This window comes from Arthrobacter gengyunqii (genome assembly GCF_023022985.1).
In the GTDB taxonomy this organism is placed as follows: domain Bacteria; phylum Actinomycetota; class Actinomycetes; order Actinomycetales; family Micrococcaceae; genus Arthrobacter_B; species Arthrobacter_B gengyunqii.
Genome location: NZ_CP095461.1, coordinates 2,498,208 through 2,515,375, shown reverse-complemented (window position 1 = coordinate 2,515,375; position 17,168 = coordinate 2,498,208). Strand labels below are relative to the sequence as shown.

The 17,168-nt window shown below is 59.1% G+C and carries 13 protein-coding genes, 2 tRNA genes, 1 rRNA gene and 1 pseudogene; 13 read left to right on the top strand and 4 right to left on the bottom strand.

The features are described 5' to 3' along the window. The first annotated feature begins 114 nt into the window (after window positions 1-114). From rrf to MUG94_RS11470, 11 genes are all read left to right on the top strand, one after another. Window positions 115-231 (top strand): 5S ribosomal RNA (gene rrf / locus MUG94_RS11520). A 257-nt stretch (window positions 232-488) separates the two neighbouring features. Next, the gene (locus MUG94_RS11515; protein WP_227908214.1) at window positions 489-1,598 is read left to right on the top strand and encodes a polysaccharide pyruvyl transferase family protein; all 1,110 of its coding nucleotides are present in this window, start codon (window positions 489-491) and stop codon (window positions 1,596-1,598) included. A gap of 81 nt (window positions 1,599-1,679) precedes the next feature. After that, window positions 1,680-2,453 (top strand): fumarylacetoacetate hydrolase family protein, encoded by a 774-nt coding sequence (locus MUG94_RS11510; RefSeq protein WP_227890285.1) that lies wholly within the window; start codon window positions 1,680-1,682, stop codon window positions 2,451-2,453. A gap of 2 nt (window positions 2,454-2,455) precedes the next feature. Further along, window positions 2,456-3,070, top strand: coding sequence for a hypothetical protein (locus MUG94_RS11505; RefSeq protein WP_227908215.1), 615 nt, complete (start codon window positions 2,456-2,458; stop codon window positions 3,068-3,070). A 41-nt stretch (window positions 3,071-3,111) separates the two neighbouring features. Next, entirely contained in the window at window positions 3,112-4,626 is a 1,515-nt protein-coding gene (gltX, locus tag MUG94_RS11500; RefSeq protein ID WP_227908216.1) for a glutamate--tRNA ligase, read from the top strand. Between the two features lie 327 nt (window positions 4,627-4,953). Then, the gene (locus MUG94_RS11495) at window positions 4,954-5,403 is read left to right on the top strand and encodes a hypothetical protein (protein ID WP_227908217.1); all 450 of its coding nucleotides are present in this window, start codon (window positions 4,954-4,956) and stop codon (window positions 5,401-5,403) included. After that, complete coding sequence (locus tag MUG94_RS11490; protein WP_227908218.1) at window positions 5,393-7,525, top strand: glycosyltransferase family 2 protein; 2,133 nt, start codon at window positions 5,393-5,395, stop codon at window positions 7,523-7,525. Before MUG94_RS11495 ends, MUG94_RS11490 begins: the two co-directional genes overlap by 11 nt. 718 nt (window positions 7,526-8,243) lie before the next feature. Next, window positions 8,244-9,581, top strand: a complete 1,338-nt coding sequence (locus MUG94_RS11485; RefSeq protein WP_227908219.1) for a UDP-glucose dehydrogenase family protein — start codon at window positions 8,244-8,246, stop codon at window positions 9,579-9,581. A gap of 130 nt (window positions 9,582-9,711) precedes the next feature. After that, window positions 9,712-9,783: transfer RNA gene (locus MUG94_RS11480), tRNA-Gln, on the top strand. A gap of 125 nt (window positions 9,784-9,908) precedes the next feature. Further along, window positions 9,909-9,984: transfer RNA gene (locus MUG94_RS11475), tRNA-Glu, on the top strand. A 153-nt stretch (window positions 9,985-10,137) separates the two neighbouring features. After that, window positions 10,138-11,154 carry a thiamine-phosphate kinase gene (locus tag MUG94_RS11470; protein ID WP_227908220.1) on the top strand — a complete coding sequence of 339 codons (1,017 nt, stop codon included), beginning with the start codon at window positions 10,138-10,140 and terminating at the stop codon, window positions 11,152-11,154. Window positions 11,155-11,278: 124 nt separating this feature from the next. Here the strand turns inward: MUG94_RS11470 and MUG94_RS11465 are convergent. The 4 genes and pseudogenes from MUG94_RS11465 to MUG94_RS11450 all read right to left on the bottom strand — a co-directional run. Next, window positions 11,279-11,566 (bottom strand): annotated as a pseudogene (locus MUG94_RS11465) (IS481 family transposase); the annotation flags it as partial. Window positions 11,567-12,023: 457 nt separating this feature from the next. After that, window positions 12,024-13,466 (bottom strand): hypothetical protein, encoded by a 1,443-nt coding sequence (locus MUG94_RS11460; RefSeq protein WP_227908221.1) that lies wholly within the window; start codon window positions 13,464-13,466, stop codon window positions 12,024-12,026. A 108-nt stretch (window positions 13,467-13,574) separates the two neighbouring features. Continuing rightward, entirely contained in the window at window positions 13,575-13,997 is a 423-nt protein-coding gene (locus tag MUG94_RS11455; protein WP_227908222.1) for a potassium channel family protein, read from the bottom strand. A 37-nt stretch (window positions 13,998-14,034) separates the two neighbouring features. Further along, entirely contained in the window at window positions 14,035-14,766 is a 732-nt protein-coding gene (locus MUG94_RS11450; RefSeq protein WP_227890279.1) for an IclR family transcriptional regulator, read from the bottom strand. Between the two features lie 144 nt (window positions 14,767-14,910). Here MUG94_RS11450 and leuC point away from each other — a divergent pair, with 144 nt between their 5' ends. After that, window positions 14,911-16,389, top strand: coding sequence for a 3-isopropylmalate dehydratase large subunit (leuC, locus tag MUG94_RS11445; protein WP_227908223.1), 1,479 nt, complete (start codon window positions 14,911-14,913; stop codon window positions 16,387-16,389). A gap of 9 nt (window positions 16,390-16,398) precedes the next feature. After that, window positions 16,399-16,998: a 3-isopropylmalate dehydratase small subunit gene (leuD, locus tag MUG94_RS11440; RefSeq protein ID WP_227908224.1), complete on the top strand. Its 600-nt coding sequence runs from the start codon at window positions 16,399-16,401 to the stop codon at window positions 16,996-16,998. The last annotated feature ends 170 nt before the right edge of the window (window positions 16,999-17,168 follow it).

Below are 17,168 nucleotides of genomic sequence, written 5' to 3'. Positions count from 1 at the left end.
TTCTTACGCGTGAACATCTTTTTCATGACAGGCACCCCGTAAAAGGTGTGTTTGGTTGTGACCCATGTTTTCCCCTCCACCAGGAGTTTTGGCTGGTGGTGCGGGTGGTAGGGTTACGGCGGTCATAGCGTGGGGGAAACGCCCGGTCCCATTCCGAACCCGGAAGCTAAGACCCACAGCGCCGATGGTACTGCATCCGGGAGGATGTGGGAGAGTAGGTCACCGCCGGACAAATTGTTGGTGAAGAGAGTTGGGCCCCGCATGGTTGCGGGGCCCAACTTGTTTAACCCGGCAACCATTCTGCAGGTCAAGGGCCCCGTGATAGCTGGCTTGCGTTCGTCTTGTATTCGCAGCCTGATCTGTGTATCTGGTGGCTGGGTGTGAGACAGTTGTTTTGAGTGCGGATGTGTCTGATAATGCCACCTTCGGTGTTTGAAGGGCTACATGCGCTTATTTTTATCAGTGCACAATTTATGGAGGTTCTGGCGATGACAGTTGGAGTAATGGGCTGCGTGAGGGAACTTCCATCCTCATTTCCGGTGGGCAGTCCGGAGAATGCTGGGAATATGATCCATGGGAATGCTCCATTCGAAATGTTCCCTGATTTGGCCGTTCACTCTACGGATAGAGCGGCGATCAAGGCATCCGGTAGTCGTGACTTTGTTGATTTCGTAAACTCGCACTGTAGTCACCTTGTGCTCACCATGGCCAATACTTTGAGGCTTGGAGATGAGAATGGGTCGCGTTTTTCCAGGCTCCAACACTTACTCGAGGCCATCGAGAAGCCCGTAGTTGTTTTCGGGTTGGGAGTACAGTCCCAGACCGATGACCTCTCCGGGGCAACGCTCCCTGAGGAGGCCGTCAGCCTTATGCAGCATCTGAGCACTAGAGCTGAGGCACTTGGAGTCAGAGGCAGTATGACCAAAACTGTGCTGGAGGAATTATGTGGTGTTCGCAATGCGTTTATCACAGGGTGCCCATCGCTGTTTTCCAGACCAGCGCAACTTGCGAAAGTTGCACAGAACCTTCGAGAGCCGTCTGGCAGGCCGGCGTTCAGCGGGACGAAATACCATCTCGCAGAGGAAAAGTTCCTGTTGCACCAAGCTGTCTCTGCGGGATTTTATCTTATGGAACCAGTTAACAAGTTCAATCACAAGTATTTTGTTGATGTCAGTAAGGGTGTCGAGGGCACGGAGGCGCCTTACTTCCTTCGTTCCCATGAGATGCATAAATCCGGCGTTCTTTCAGATTTCTTTGCCCGGAATTATAAACTGTTCCGCAATGTGAATAGTTGGTATGACTTCAACTCTGAGTCGGTCTCTCATACATATGGGACTAGATTTCATGTGAACATGGCTTCCATCCTGAGTGGCAAGCCAGCGCTCTGGATTACACACGATGCGCGAACGCGGGAACTTGTTGATTTTATGCATCTTCCATCGTTGACGCAGGAGGAATGCTTGGAGATGGAGCCCGAACAAATCATCAAGAGCATTAACTACGATGATTTTTTTGACCATATTAATGGTCTGTTTGACAATTTCAACAGCTATCTTGATGCGAACGGCCTTCCGAAGACACCGAGTCTCGTTAGGTAGTGATTGTTCTGTTGAGGAGCAATGCCAGAGTTCATTGATACGACGCTGTCCCTCCGCGGAACGTGCCGTAGGCTTGAGGGCATGCGTATTGCTCGATTTGTACAAGACAGTGACCCAGCGTTCGGCGTCGTGGACGGAGACGAGGGCCAGGAAGAGATTGCCGTCATCAAGGGCGATCCTTTCTTCTCCGGCGTCCAGCTGACGGGGGAGCGCCACAAGCTTGAAGACGTCCGCCTCCTGGCACCGATCATCCCGCGCAGCAAGGTGGTGGGGATCGGCAAAAACTACGCCGACCATGCAGCCGAAATGGGCGGGGAAGTTCCGCCGGCGCCGCTGATGTTCCTCAAGCCCAACACCTCGGTCATCGGCCCCAACGATCCCATTGTGCTGCCTGCCTTCTCGGACGAGGTTTCCTACGAGGCAGAGCTCGCCGTCGTCATCGGCCGGATCTGCAAGGACGTGCCGCTGGATCGGGTGGACGAGGTTGTCTTCGGCTACACCTGTGCCAATGACCTCACTGCACGCGATGCCCAGCGCACCGACGGCCAGTGGGCACGCGCCAAGGGCTTTGACACCTCCTGCCCGCTCGGTCCCTGGATCGAAACGGACCTGGACACTGACGATGTTGCCGTCCGCGGCTACCTGAACGGCGAGCTGGTCCAGGACGGCAACACCAGCGCCATGATCTGGGGCGTCAAGGAACTCGTTTCCTACGTTTCCCAGGCCTTTACCCTTCTGCCCGGCGACGTCATCCTCACCGGAACCCCCGCAGGCGTGGGCCTCATTTCCGACGGAGAACGCTACGAGGTTTCCATCGAAGGCATCGGCCGGCTCTCGAACACAGCCCGCAGCTGAGCATGAGCAACCGCAGCGCCGGACCAGTGCGCAATCTCGCCCTGGTCCGGCGCTTTTCGCCGCCCGGGGCCGTGTGGGCGGCTGCGCTGTTCACCGCGCCCTTCCTGAACGACGACGGCGCCACCGCCCTGATCTGGGGTATTGGGGCAGTTGTGCTGATCGCATTGTTCCCCTGGGTGCTGGTGACGGTCCTGGACAAGCGCGGAGATCTGCGCCGCGGCATCAACCGCCTCGGCGCCTCACCGATCATCCTCGGCGCCTTTGGAGCCGCTTTCATGGTGCTCCGCCTCATCCGCTGGACCGGCGGTCCTCTGGCCCTGGCCGCCGTCGTCTTCGGGATGATCGCGGCGTATGCCCTGACTATTACCGTCACCAAGGCGGCCCGGTTGGAATGGGCGGATGTTACCTACGCAGCCTCCGCCGTCGTGCTTCCTGTCCTTCTCTACTTGCTGTTTCAGGGCGCTGTGGGTGTGTTACTGGCCGCAACCGCAGCCATCCTGTGTGTTTCCGCCCTGCTCAGCGGCGGCCGGGCTACAGGAAAAACGGGAGCAGCTGGAGCGGTGGGTGTGCTGGCCGGCGGCGGAGTCTTCCTCTGGCTGCTGGCTTACAGCCTGTAACCGTCCGGGCGGACGCGGCAAGAGACTAAACTGGAAGCATCATGACTAACCTGCCTTCACTTGCCGACCTGCCCACCGTCGATGACAACACGCCAGTGCGCGTGCGGTTCTGTCCCTCACCCACCGGAACCCCGCACGTGGGCCTCATCCGGACCGCCCTGTTCAACTGGGCCTACGCCAAGCACACCGGCGGAAAAATGGTGTTCCGTATCGAGGACACCGACACCGCCCGCGACAGCGAAGAGAGCTTCCTGCAGCTCTTGGACGCACTGGACTGGCTGGGCATCACCTGGGATGAAGGCGTCAACGTCGGCGGCCCGCACGAGCCGTACCGCCAGTCCCAGCGCGGCGAGATCTACCAGGACGTCATCGCCAAGCTTAAGGACGCCGGGCACCTCTACGAGTCCTACTCCACGCCGGAGGAGATCGAGGCCCGCCACCGTGCCGCCGGCCGCGACATCAAGCTCGGCTATGACAACTACGACCGAGATCTGACCCCCGAGCAGATTGAGGCGTTTAAGACCGAGGGCCGGCAGCCCGTCCTGCGCGTGCGCATGCCGGATGAGGACATCACGTTCAACGACCTGGTCCGCGGCGAAATCACCTTCAAGGCCGGCACCGTTCCGGACTTTGTGGTGGTCCGCGCCAACGGTGCGCCGCTCTACACGTTGGTCAACCCCGTGGACGACGCGCTGATGGGCATCACCCATGTGCTGCGCGGCGAGGACCTGCTGTCCTCCACCCCGCGTCAGATTGCGCTCTACCGCGCCCTGATCGACGTCGGAGTCGCCCAGTACATGCCGCTCTTCGGGCACCTGCCCTACGTCATGGGCGGCGGCAACAAGAAGCTGTCCAAGCGCGATCCGGAGTCCAGCCTCTTCCTGCACCGCGAACGCGGCTTCATCCCCGAGGGCCTGCTCAACTACCTCTCGCTGCTGGGCTGGTCCCTGTCTGCGGACGAGGACATCTTCACCGTGGACCAGCTGGTGGAAAACTTCGACATCCACGATGTTCTGGCCAACCCGGCACGCTTTGACATCAAGAAGGCTGAAGCCATCAACGGAACCCATGTGCGGATGCTGGATCCCGAGGACTTCCGCAACCGCCTGATCCCTTACCTGCAGGAAGCACGGCTGGTGGGGGAGACCCTGACCGACCGTGAAGAAGAGATCCTCACTGAGGCAGCACCTCTGGTCCAGGAGCGGATCACCTTGCTGGGGGAGGCTCCGGACATGCTCGGCTTCCTCTTCAAGGCCGACGACGCCATCGACGTGGCCGACGACGCCCGGAAGGGCCTGCCCGCCAACCTCACCGAGGTCCTGGACGCTGCTCTGGCCGCCCTCGAGCCGGTGTCCGACTGGACAGCGGAGAACATTCAGGCAGCGCTGCGCACGGCCCTGGTGGACGGGATGGGCATCAAGCCGCGGCTGGCCTTCGGTCCGGTCCGCACAGCCGTTTCCGGCCGGCGCATCTCGCCGCCGCTGTTCGAATCCATGGTCATCCTGGGCAAGGACTCCTCGCTCGCGCGCCTGAATGCCTTCCGCAACGCAGGCTAGCAACATGACCCAACGCCCGCAGGTCCGCGGGGTGCTCTTCGACATCGATGAGACCCTCGTGGACCTTCGGGCGAACAAAAAGCAAAAAGCGTAAACACCGGCTGCCGCCGACCCGAGCTTCTCTGCGGTCATGACGGCAAGGGCAAACGCGGTAAATGATCAGATGTCCGCACTGTCAAATGCTTATTATGAAATTCGGTTCGAAGTGCAGTATAGTAGGGCGCAAAACAGCCCTCCGTTAGTAGCCGAATAATATCAGGCACCCAAAGGACAAACCTCCGCGGCAACGCTTTTAGCGGACCGGATTAGAAAATCAGGAATTTCTCTATGGACCGATCTATGGGATCGATTGGCATTCATGACCAGAACTACGCTTTCGAATATCCGGAAGTAATTGATGCTGCGAGGTTAGCAATCCAATTGCCATGGAGTGCTGCCGATCGGGAACTTGTTGCAATCATTGACGTTAAAGACGCCGATGGTCAAGGCATTGCCACGGAAACAGAAGGTCTGCACTACTCCACGGCACTTCAGGCAATGTTCCGGTATATTCCGCCCACCGAGGCGAATAAGGTTGTAAACTTTGCTGACTTGAAGTTTCCATCTCCGGCCGCCAGTTTGTCGATACGTGTGATTAACTGGAAGACGAAACAGCCTATTGCGTCAACATCTGCCGCTAACGTAATTTCTGCCCACCGCCTACAAGCGTTGACAGATGGTCTGACTCCGAGAACATGTATTCTGATTGCCAAGGGGGGACAAATCCATGGAGAATGACGTTGATGTCTCGGTGGTTATTGGATTCAAGGACTGGGGTTTAAATCGGCTGTCTCTCGCCGTGACATCTATCCAAAACTCGTTTGGTAAACTCCGGGGCGAGGTGATTGTTTCGGACTACGGGTCCCTAATATGGGAAAGCACGAAGGCGCGGATGGAGGAGCTTGGAGTAAAGTATGTCCGCACCTCCACCGACGGAACGTGGTCCAGGTCGCGTGCGCTCAATGCTGGATTCGCCGTGTCCTCCGGAAGAGTACTCATATCGACCGATGCTGACATGGTGTTCAGTCCCCGGTCCATGGAACTTATCGCCTCCAAAATACTACGCGACCCTACCCTGTGTATCCTGCTTCAATGCCGTGACCTGCCGGAAGAGTGGTCCGACGAATCGATCGCCCAAAAGGGCATGATGTGGGAGGTCTTTGAAAAAGAGGCCCGGCTGCGGCCACGCTGGGGAATGGGCGGGATGATGGCCGTCCCAAGGACCGTATTCATGCGGATACGAGGTCTTGACGAGCGGATGCACACCTACGGTGGCGAGGATATCGATTTTGCCACACGTGCTCGCCGGTCAGGGCAGCGTCTTCTTTGGATAGACGACCCAGATATCCGCATGTATCACATGTGGCATCCGCCGACCCGGAAAGTTCATGAGCACTCCGCGTCCGCTGCTGCAGCTATTCAGTTTAATAAAGACATCGTTTATAATGACAGAACTTTTGTGCGCAATACGCCAAAATGGGTCCATCGCCCAAGCGATGCCGCACCCTTGGTTACTGTTGCGATCTCAACCTACAACCGTTCTCAATACCTGCGGGAAAGCATCATTTCCGTGCTCGCGCAAACTATGCAGGACTTTGAAATTGTTGTTGTGGACGACGGATCGACAGACGATACACGCAAAGTCGTGGAAAGTTTTGACGACGAACGGATTCGATACATCTATCAACCAAATTCCGGAATATCGGTTGCTAGGAATGCGGCAGCAGATGCGTCAAGGGGTGCCTACACAGTGGTCCAGGACGACGACGATCTCATGACTCCTTGGCGCTTGGAAAAGCACTTCGAACATCTCTCATTCGGGTCTCACGGAACATTCGGATCGTTTGTAAATTTCGATAACTCTTCCGGAGAGATGAAGCTCTATGCGTCAAAGAAGCTGAACGACGGAACGGTGTTCAGTACCGGGGGAGCCCCAGGGCACGGAACATGGATGGTCGAGACAGACCTGCTGCGCACCCTTCGCTACGATGAGACGCTGACAAGCGGCGTTGACAACAACATGGCCCTGAGATTGGTGCGTTCCGGTGCAGTTCTTCACCACACGGGTGAAATTATGATGCTGCGCAGAATTCATGATGGACAAATAACCGTCGAGGAAGAGGAAGCGCAACAGACGTCGGCCCGTCAGACTCGGCAGATGTTCGCGCACCAGACCTCTGAGTGGGCAGGGAAAAAACTGGAGGCGGAAAGGGGCGTCGATGACTATGTCCCTGTGAGGCTGGCTAAACAACTTAACGAGCTCATCCCTTACTTACCGGACCATCTCGTCCACAGGACCGTGCTTTTCTCCAACCAGACTGCTGCTGATGTCTCCTTTGAGGGAGCACATATCGGACCCCAGAGCAGCGTGGTTCAGGAATTTGACGGGGAGGGTGCTCTCATCTCCTCCACAGGGAGCCTCGGCGATGCACTCAGCGAGGACTTGGCTAAACTGTCACGGGCCGGTATCGGCTATGAAGTGAAAGCTAGCCTGCGTTCCAGCCACGATAGTGGCCGCAGTCAGGGACTTGGTCCCGAAGCTATGTTCCGAAGTGCCGTGCATAGCAGCCTTGAGGCCTTCGCAGTGGATTATGCGGGCGGAGTGGGTTCATCCGTTGCCGCCCTTCGCGGACACCTTGACATGGGTGAAGTGGGAACAGCCCGTGAACTTCGTGTTTTCAATGTCTCGGGAAGTAAAAGGAAGGTCACGTTCCTTGCGGGGGTAGATCTTCCACAGCTGCTTTCGCTCTCAGAGTCAAAGGGTTTCTCTGTACAGGAGATCATTATTAATTCAACTGTTTCCGAAGCGTTGCCAGATACTGGATCAACGGAACCCGTCAGGATGGCTGGTCAGCAATGATCGTGGAATGGAAAAGCGAACGTATAGGACACATTGGTTTTAGTGCTACAGCTGAGGACTATGACGGTGTTCCGCGTTTTTCGAGCTATTGGCTTGATGCTACGCCCAAGAGCCGGCATGGTGACAGGGTTGCCCTGGCTGCATTCCTGATCTATGGCGGGTACATGGGTGGTTTTACCCAGCTGCCGCAGAAGTTCTCGCCCGCATTAGAGTCCGCTTTCCGTCGGGCATCAGGGATAGAAACCGCGTTTGGGCCCGTTGAGTATTATGCAACGGGTCTTCCCCATGGAACGCGTACTTTACACGTCTCGTGGACCGGCATAGAGACAGCCGAGCATATAACGTCAGCTCCTTCTAAAACCGCATTTCTGCACGTCGATAGGTCAGATAAGAGCTCCGGGTCCCTACGGTCAATCGACTCCTTGCGGGTTGCGTCAAATGCTTGGGTACATTGTAGGACGGACTTAGGTGCTTTGCAGGAGATATTTCCGTATCTCGCTGCTGCCGTACTTTACGCCGACGACCTAGAGGCTGACACCATCCAGATCCGAGGAAACTACGACACAGCGAGTGAAGATTGGGTCACTCTCGTGCACTTACTGGGTGCGTGTCGGCTTGGGATACGGTGTGTTCCGTAGTTTCTTGCACAAGGATTTAAGCCGTTTTCACGGAGTTACTTATCAGACGAGAATCAGAAGCGATGAACATGGAACAAGAAATGCGTATTACAGTTATCGGCACCGGATATTTGGGTGCGACACATGCAGCGGCGATGGCCGAGTTGGGCTTCGAGGTCCTTGGTGTGGACGTTGATCCCACCAAAATCGAAGCCTTGAGCCGCGGGGAGTTGCCCTTTTATGAACCGGGACTCCCTGAACTCCTGCTCAAACACACAGCTACGGGGCAGCTTCGCTTCACTACATCGATTGAGGAAGCCGGCGCCTTTGGGGACGTCCATTTCATCGCCGTCGGAACACCGCAAAAGGCCGGTGAGACTTCTGCAGACATGACCTTTGTAGACGCCGCCGTATCGGGAATCGCCGCTGCATCGACCCGTGATGCGCTCATCGTGGGAAAATCGACCGTTCCAGTGGGATCGGCTCGCAGACTTAAAGAACTCACACAGCAACACAAACGACCTGGGATCAACATTGATTTCGCCTGGAATCCTGAATTCCTGCGCGAAGGCTTTGCGGTGGAAGACACGCTTCGACCTGACCGCCTCGTGGTGGGTACGGATTCGGTCGTTGCAGACCAAAAGCTAAGGCAGGTTTACGCAGATGCCCTTTCCAGGGAAACTCCGTACATCTCCACTGACTTTGAAACCGCGGAGCTGGTCAAGGTCGCCGCTAATGCCTTTCTGGCAACAAAGATCTCCTTCATTAACGCCTTCTCTGAAGTCACGGAAACCGTAGGTGGCGATATTCGGACCTTGGCTGACGCCATCGGCTATGACGCCAGAATTGGTCGACGCTTCCTGAACGCCGGGGCGGGCTTCGGCGGAGGCTGCCTTCCCAAGGACATTCGGGCTCTGCAGGCGCGGACTGGGGAGCTGGGTCTGGAGAAATCCATGCGGTTCCTCAATGAGGTTGACGAGATTAACCTGCGACGCCGTGACCGGGTAGTTTTTCTGGCTGAGCAAATGCTGGGTGAGCTGGAAGGGAAGAGGATCGCGGTCCTGGGAACCAGCTTCAAACCGGACAGCGACGATGTCCGGGACTCTCCCGCGCTGGACATAGCCGGCCGGCTCTATGGAAGCGGGGCGGATGTCCGTGTCTATGACCCCAAGGCAAACGCGAACAGCGCGAAGCGGTTTCCGCGGCTGACGTTCGTGGAGAGCTTGGAGGGAGCTGTCGCCGGCGCAGATGTCGTGCTTCTGCTGACTGAGTGGCGGGAGTTCCGGGACATGAAGCCCGGTGACATTGAGGGCCATGTGCAAACCCGCAGGATCATCGACGGTCGAAATGTGCTGGACCGCACCGATTGGGAGAACGCGGGCTGGGTCTTCCAGGCGCTCGGGCAGAAGACTTCTGATCTCAGCGCGGCGGCGGTCTAAGAGCTGCTGAACGGGTGTGCCTGTCTCCGCGGCCGGGCGCACCCGTTTTGTACTTCCTCCGGAACCCGTGTATAGTTATATCTCGTGCTGAGGGATTGCAGCGGGGAAAAAGTTCTCCAAAACAGCACAGTGGGATATGGTGTAATTGGCAACACATCGGTTTCTGGTACCGACATTCTAGGTTCGAGTCCTGGTATCCCAGCGGTTCTCAATTGATAAGGAATTATCAATTTGAAGATCAGCAGTAAGTGTGAAAAACTTATTGAGCTTAATTTGAGATTGAGCAAAAGGAAGCAAGACGCCTTCAGGGGCAGACTGCTTGTACATGGCCCCATCGTATAGCGGCCTAGTACGCTGCCCTCTCACGGCGGTAACGCGGGTTCGAATCCCGCTGGGGTCACCATTAAGCCAGCTCCGGAGTTCTCCGGGGCTGGCTTTTTTATTGCCCGGGTGTGGCACCATGGAAAACCTCCACGAAGAATCATCAACCGGACCGTAGTAGCTTTCCAGCGTGGAACCGGATGTGTTCCGCGACGTTAATTCAAAGGAATGTCCCGTGCCTACGAATGCGCCCACAGTGGCGGACCTGGACGAAAAATCCCTCCTCGCGCTGATCTTTCCGCGGTTGGGACCGGATACCGCGTTGCTGGGTCCGGGAGATGACGCCGCAGTTATTGCCGCGCCTGATTCCCGCACCGTAATTTCCATCGACACCCTCGTCCAGGACGCCGACTTCCGCCTCGTCTGGCCCTCGGGGTACCGCACCACCGGGTTCGACGTCGGCTGGAAGTGCATTGCGCAGAACGTTTCCGATGTCCGGGCCATGGGTGCCGTCCCGACGTCCCTTGTGGTCAGTCTTACGCTGCCCGGCAGCACGGAAGTGCAGTGGGTAGAGGACCTAGCCGACGGACTCGCAGCCGCCATCGCATCCCTCGCCTCCGAACGGTGCTCCGTGGTGGGCGGGGACCTGGGACGTGGCAACCAGATTGTCGTCACTGCGGCCGTGACCGGGGATCTTGAGGGTAGGGCGCCGGTGCTTCGCTCAGGAGCACGCCCTGGCGATGTACTGGCTCATATCGGAGCGCTGGGGCTCGCGGCCGGAGGCCTCGCCGTGCTGGAAAGCGGATTCGACATGACGGATCCCGAGAAAGACGATGACCGGGAACTGGCCGCTCTGGCCATGGCCCAGTGCCGGCCGCAGCTGCCACCAGCCCACTCCGGTCCGGCGGCAGCGGATGCCGGTGCCACCGCAATGCTGGATGTCTCCGACGGGCTGGTGCGCGACGCCGGGCGGATCGCCCGTGCCTCCGGTGTCGGCATCGACCTCGACGCCGGTTACCTCCGTGCCAAAGCGTCGCCCCTGGCACCGGCGGCCGCCCGTTTGGGAGCTGACCCGCTCACCTGGGTGCTGGGTGGAGGAGAGGACCACGGATTGCTGGCGGCGTTCCCGCCGGAGGCTGTGTTGCCGCAGGGTTTTGTCCGCCTCGGAGAAGTTGTTGCCGGTGAAGCGGTGACTTTCGGCGGCGCCGTCCCTCCGGCGACGGGCTGGGATCACTTCGCGGGCCAGCTCTGACTCTCACGGAATTTGTGAACGCGTTAGAAAAGCCTGTGCGAAGGTGTGGGAGCGCTAGCAGGAACCGCTGTCGACGCGGCACGGGATGCTGCCGCCTTCGAACTAAAGCCGGGCACGCTGCGAGAAACCCAGCGGAGGTGTCTTTCTTCTCGTCGCTGAGGATCTCGGAGTAGGCCAGCGGGGGAGTGGTCATCCACGGAGTGATGCAGGTAGGCGTAGCCGGGCTTTCGATTAGCTTCGGTCCGGTTCTTTCTTCCGGGTCCCGGCAGCTCGGCCGATCATCCGGTGTCCGCCGCCAGCCCGGGATCCGGCCGAATTTCTCGATGTCCATGTGCATCAGGTCCCCGGGATGCTCGCGTTCATAGCGGACGGGTTTGGGCCGGCGAACCGGCAGCGCGGTTTCATGGTCCAGGTGAGAGTCGGGAAACGCAGGGCTACGATCCGTCGTTCCGTCCGATCTTCGTTGTTCCCGGTGGACAGCTGACTCACTCTGCTGCCCAGCGCGGCTGCCATCGGGTCTGGAGTACGAGTTCCACCCAGGCGAGTCGTCCTGCTTGGGTGTGGGTCACGCCTGGGTGGGTCAAGCGTGGTCGCCCCCGATCGAACCGGAGAACCCTGTCTATGTAGCCTTGCCACCGCGTTCACAACCACCGTATAGCGTTACACACAGGCGGACGTCAAAGTCTGTGGTTTCGTGGTTTTCCTTTCCAGGAGTAACCAGTAACCACAGAGATCAGTTGCAATTTCACAGAGCCGTACTTGGAGTTTGACTGCTTTAGGTCCATGGGCTGTGCGAGTGCCATGCCCGCTATGTGATCACTGGAGTAGGAATGAGAGCCGAACGGTGCGCCCCGGTGCTTGGCCGTAACTCAACGGTAATGCCTAGTCTGCAGGTTGCGGAGAGAGAAGGCTCCGTCAGTTTTCGAATGCACGAGGAAAGCTAATCGAAATGAATCAGCACCAGCAAGTATCGGCACGAAGGCAGAATGCACACTTTGCGAAGCGTCCACCTCGAACCTCCATGTGTCAGTACGCCGGCGTTCCGTCCCGGCGTATTGAATAACGAATAGCGTTATAGGTGTAGATTTTACGCCTGTCCCTTCTGTCCCTTCTGTCGCGAATTGGACTTGAATCAGATCCTCACCGGAGCAATTCATGACGTCGGATCCTGCCCCAGTAGGCGGAGAGCTGAAGCCACCACCGAAGGTCGTCAGATAAAGTCGGCGGGATTCCGAGGGGTCCCACCGCACTTGGAGCCCCTGCTCGGATTTTGACTGGATAATTGGATTGTTACCGATTAGAGAGCGGATAGAGTCTAAAGGCAAGAGGCGAACAGGTGCGGAGGCCGGATCAGTTTTCAATTGCGACCAGCGGCGTTTAACAACCACTTCACGCTGGGAGCGCCGGGTCTTGAGTTCTGTTCGAATGGCTGCAACCTGAGCAGCGTCGGGTGAAGGGAGGAAATTTAGTTCTTCGAGTGCATCAATCCACCTAGGTGCCCGTGCCGTAGAGAGCGTTAGGAGCTCAATTAGGAACTTCCGGTCCGCAGGTACGTGGCCTTTGCCCCAGTCCTTCATGAGAAGGTGAATGTGGGAAGTGTCCTCGAATGCATCCAGATACGGGAGAAGGGAACTATTGATATAGCGCTCATCCTGAGAATTCTGAACGTACGCGACAGTGTTCACTGGTGGCAGGGGCGTATGGATCCGGAGATCAGAATGGATTGTCTTTGAGAGCAGGTTTGAGATGTCCTGCTGTTCCGAGAGACCCCAGCAGAGTTGCGCATAGCGGGAAATCGCAGTTGGAAATGACCTGTCAACGATTGTTCTGGGGTTCACCCCGATGGCAAGAGAGCCCGGGAACAGCGAGGAGTAATAGAGCGACGCGAACCCGCCCCCTGAGGCACCGAAGAATATGAGGTGCTGTGCTCCCGTGTCCCTGACGATATGGCGGATGACTTCGGGCAGTACCGACTGGAGCGGTTGGTGCCTATTTCCAGCGAACCATCCAAGCTTTATTTTCTCATCGATAACGAGGCTGGGGTCCGAAACGAAAACAACGTTAGCGTTTATTTCTTCGGTCATGCGAGTTCCGCTGAAAATCGGAATGCTTGCTTGAGAAGTTGCTGCGGCATGGAAAGTTACTAGGGTTGTAGCCGCGGAACGATGCCGATAGAGGATATCGAGAGGAAGTCCGCCAATATCTATGGTGTGGAGGCCGTCCAGGACGCTAGAGGCGAGAAACTCTTCTTTGCTCGCATATTCATATTTCTTCTCAGCTCTCTTGCTGATATCCCGATGCCGGCCCTGCATGGGTCCACTTCCTTCGTTGTAACTGAAACGCACTTCGAATATTTTGCTTAGAAAATACTCTATCGTCTTCTGATGGGCCGCTGGCCTTGGAACCAGGGTTACAGGGCGCTACCGCAGGATGTGCCGGTTCCGGACACGTTCGGCCAAAGCGAGCAGCTCCTCCCGGGAAAGGTCCGGCAGATGTTCGAGTTCCGCAATGAACTCATTAAGAGATGTGTTGGCCCGCACCTTCAGGAGTTCGTTGTAGAAACCCACGACGATGCCGGTCAGCAGCGCCACCACCACGATCCCGTACAGGGACACCGCAGCGGTGATCAGCCTGCCCGCCGTCGACACTGCCGCGAAGTCGCCGAACCCGATGGTGGTGAAAGCGACAAAGAGGTACCAGAGGGCGTCGCCGAAGGTTGGTATGCCGGATTCGAAGCGCGGCAACAGCAGGGCCGCCGCAGAGAGGACCGTCAGGAACCCGTAAAAGACATAGTCAGCGCTGATAATCCGGACAATGTTCCACAGCAGGCGCAGCCGTTTCATGGAAACTCCTCGGCGTTGGAAGAGTCCCAGACTAGGGCTAGTCGGCGGTCTTCCGCAGCGCTTCGGTGAGCTGTGCGGCCGCCTTGGCCACCACTTCTGCATGGATCCGTCCCGGCTGGCGGGTCAGGCGTTCAATCGGGCCGGAAATGGACACCGCCGCAATAACGCGACCGGACGGGCCGCGCACGGGGGCGGACACCGACGCCACGCCGGGCTCGCGTTCACCCAGACTTTGCGCCCAGCCGCGGCGTCGCACCCCGGCCAGTACGGTGGGCGTGAACCGGGCGTTGTGCAGGCCCTCCAGCAGCCGGTCGTGGTCTTCCCAAGCCAGCAGGCACTGGGCGGCGGATCCGGCCTTCATGGACAGCTGCGTGCCCACGGGAATGGTGTCCCGAAGGCCGATCGGCCGTTCCGCCGACGCCACGCAGACCCGCCATTCACCTTGCCGGCGGAATACCTGCGAGCTCTCGCCGGTGGCGTCTCGCAGGGCCAGCAGGACCGGACCTGCGGCGGCGATCAGACGGTCCTCCCCGGCGGCGGAGGCCAGTTCCACGAGCCTGCCGCCCAGGACAAAGCGCCCCTGGATGTCCCGGCCCACCAGTCGGTGATGTGCCAGCGCGACGGCGAGGCGGTGCACCGTGGGGCGTGCCAGTCCGGTGGCGGCAACCAGCTGGGCCAACGTGGTGGGTCCTGCTTCCAGCGCATCCAGCACCAGAGCCGCTTTATCAATCACGCCGACGCCGCTGGCCGCGCTTTCAGTTATGTCCATAAGTTGATACTGCCGTCTCAATATTTGAGATGCAAATTGAAAAACTGGCGCCCCGGCCGCAGCGGCTGGTTCTCTTAAACCATCGGCTTTGCGCGGCTGCATTTTTTAGGGTCCGCGGAGGACACTTCACAAGGAGTATCTGGCATGGGTAAGCACGCAGCAGGCAAAACGCTGGCGGAGAAGGTGTGGGACGAGCATGTTGTCGTCAAGGGCGAAGACGGTGCACCGGATCTGCTCTACATCGACCTTCACCTCATCCATGAAGTGACGTCCCCGCAGGCCTTCGAAGGACTGCGCCTGGCCGGCCGTAAACTGCGCCGTCCGGACCTCACGATCGCCACCGAGGACCACAACACCCCCACCCTGGACATCGACAAGCCCATTGCCGATCCCATTAGCCGCACCCAGATTGAGACCCTGCGCGCAAACTGCGCGGAATTCGGCGTCCGGCTGCACCCCCTCGGCGACGCCGAGCAAGGCATCGTGCACGTGGTGGGTCCGCAGCTGGGCCTTACCCAGCCCGGCCTGACCGTGGTCTGCGGCGACTCCCACACCTCCACCCACGGCGCGTTCGGCGCCCTGGCCATGGGCATCGGCACTTCCGAGGTGGAACACGTCATGGCCACTCAGACGCTGTCACTGAAGCCCTTCAAGACCATGGCCATCACCGTAGAGGGAACGCTGCGCCCCGGCGTTACCTCCAAGGACATCATCCTGGCCGTGATCGCCAAGATTGGCACCGGCGGGGGACAGGGCTACGTGCTTGAGTACCGCGGATCCGCCATCCGGTCCCTGTCGATGGAAGCCCGCATGACCATCTGCAACATGTCCATCGAAGCGGGCGCCCGTGCCGGCATGGTGGCCCCGGACGACACCACCTTCGCCTATCTGAAGGACAAGCCGCACGCCCCGCAGGGCGCGGACTGGGATGCCGCCGTCGAGCACTGGAAATCGTTGCAGACTGATGACGACGCCGTGTTCGACGCCGAGGTGTTCCTGGACGCAGACACGCTCGAGCCGTTTGTCACCTGGGGCACCAACCCCGGCCAGGGGGTCTCGCTCTCGGAATCCGTTCCTTACCCCGCGGACTTTGATGACGAAAATGCCCGTGCCGCCGCGGAACGCGCCCTGACCTATATGGATCTGGCCCCCGGTACGCCGCTGAAGGATATCCGGGTGGACACCGTCTTCCTGGGCTCCTGCACCAACAGTCGGATCGAGGACCTGCGCATTGCCGCGGACATCATCCGCGGACGGGAAAAGGACCCGAACATCCGGATGATGGTGGTCCCCGGCTCCGCCCGCGTGCGGCTGGAAGCGGAGGCAGAAGGGCTGGACCGGGTGTTCAAGGACTTCGGAGCCGAGTGGCGCTTTGCCGGCTGTTCCATGTGCCTGGGCATGAACCCGGACCAGCTGGCCCCGGGGGAGCGCTGCGCGTCTACCTCCAACCGCAATTTCGAGGGCCGGCAGGGCAAGGGTGGACGCACCCACCTGGTGTCTCCGGTGGTCGCCGCCGCCACTGCCGTCCGCGGAACACTGAGTTCCCCCTCGGACCTTGATCCGCTTCCCGGCGCCAGTGCCCCGGGCACCGCCGCTCCCGCCTCCATCCAGTCAGCCCGCTAGGAGTCCGCCATGGAAAAGATCACCACTCACACCGGCATTGGCGTGCCGCTGCGCCAGAGCGACGTGGACACCGACCAGATCATTCCCGCCGTGTACCTGAAGCGGATCACCCGGACCGGATTCGAGGATGCGCTCTTTGCCGGCTGGCGCAAGGATGAGAACTTCATCCTGAACAGGGAGCCATACAACGCAGGGTCCGTCCTGGTGGCCGGCCCCGACTTCGGCACCGGCTCCTCCCGCGAGCACGCCGTCTGGGCCCTGAAGGACTACGGCTTCCGCGCCGTGCTGTCCTCCCGCTTCGCGGACATCTTCCGGGGCAACGCGGGCAAGCAGGGCCTGGTGGCCGCCCAGCTGGCACAGGATGATATTGAACTCATTTGGAAAGTGCTGGAACACTCACCGGGCACTGAAGTAACGGTGGACCTGGAAGCCCGCACAGCGGTCTGCGGATCGGTCACTGCTCCCTTTTCCATCGATGAGTACACACGGTGGCGGCTGCTGGAGGGGCTGGATGACATTTCCCTCACACTGCGCACCGAGTCGGACATCACACGTTTCGAGTCGCTCCGCCCTGCATTCAAGCCAACAACGCTTCCGGCCCGCACCTAAACTGCATTCCGGCGGCATCTGCCGCCGCCTCCCGGTTTCGTGTCCGCATTGGACGCTCAGTATTATTGATAGGCCCCCAAACGGGGGCCTATCGCGTTTTCCGCTGGGGGACCGGCACCTTTTGCTCAGGCCGGCACCACGTGTTCGACTGCGGGAAAAAGCCCCCGCGG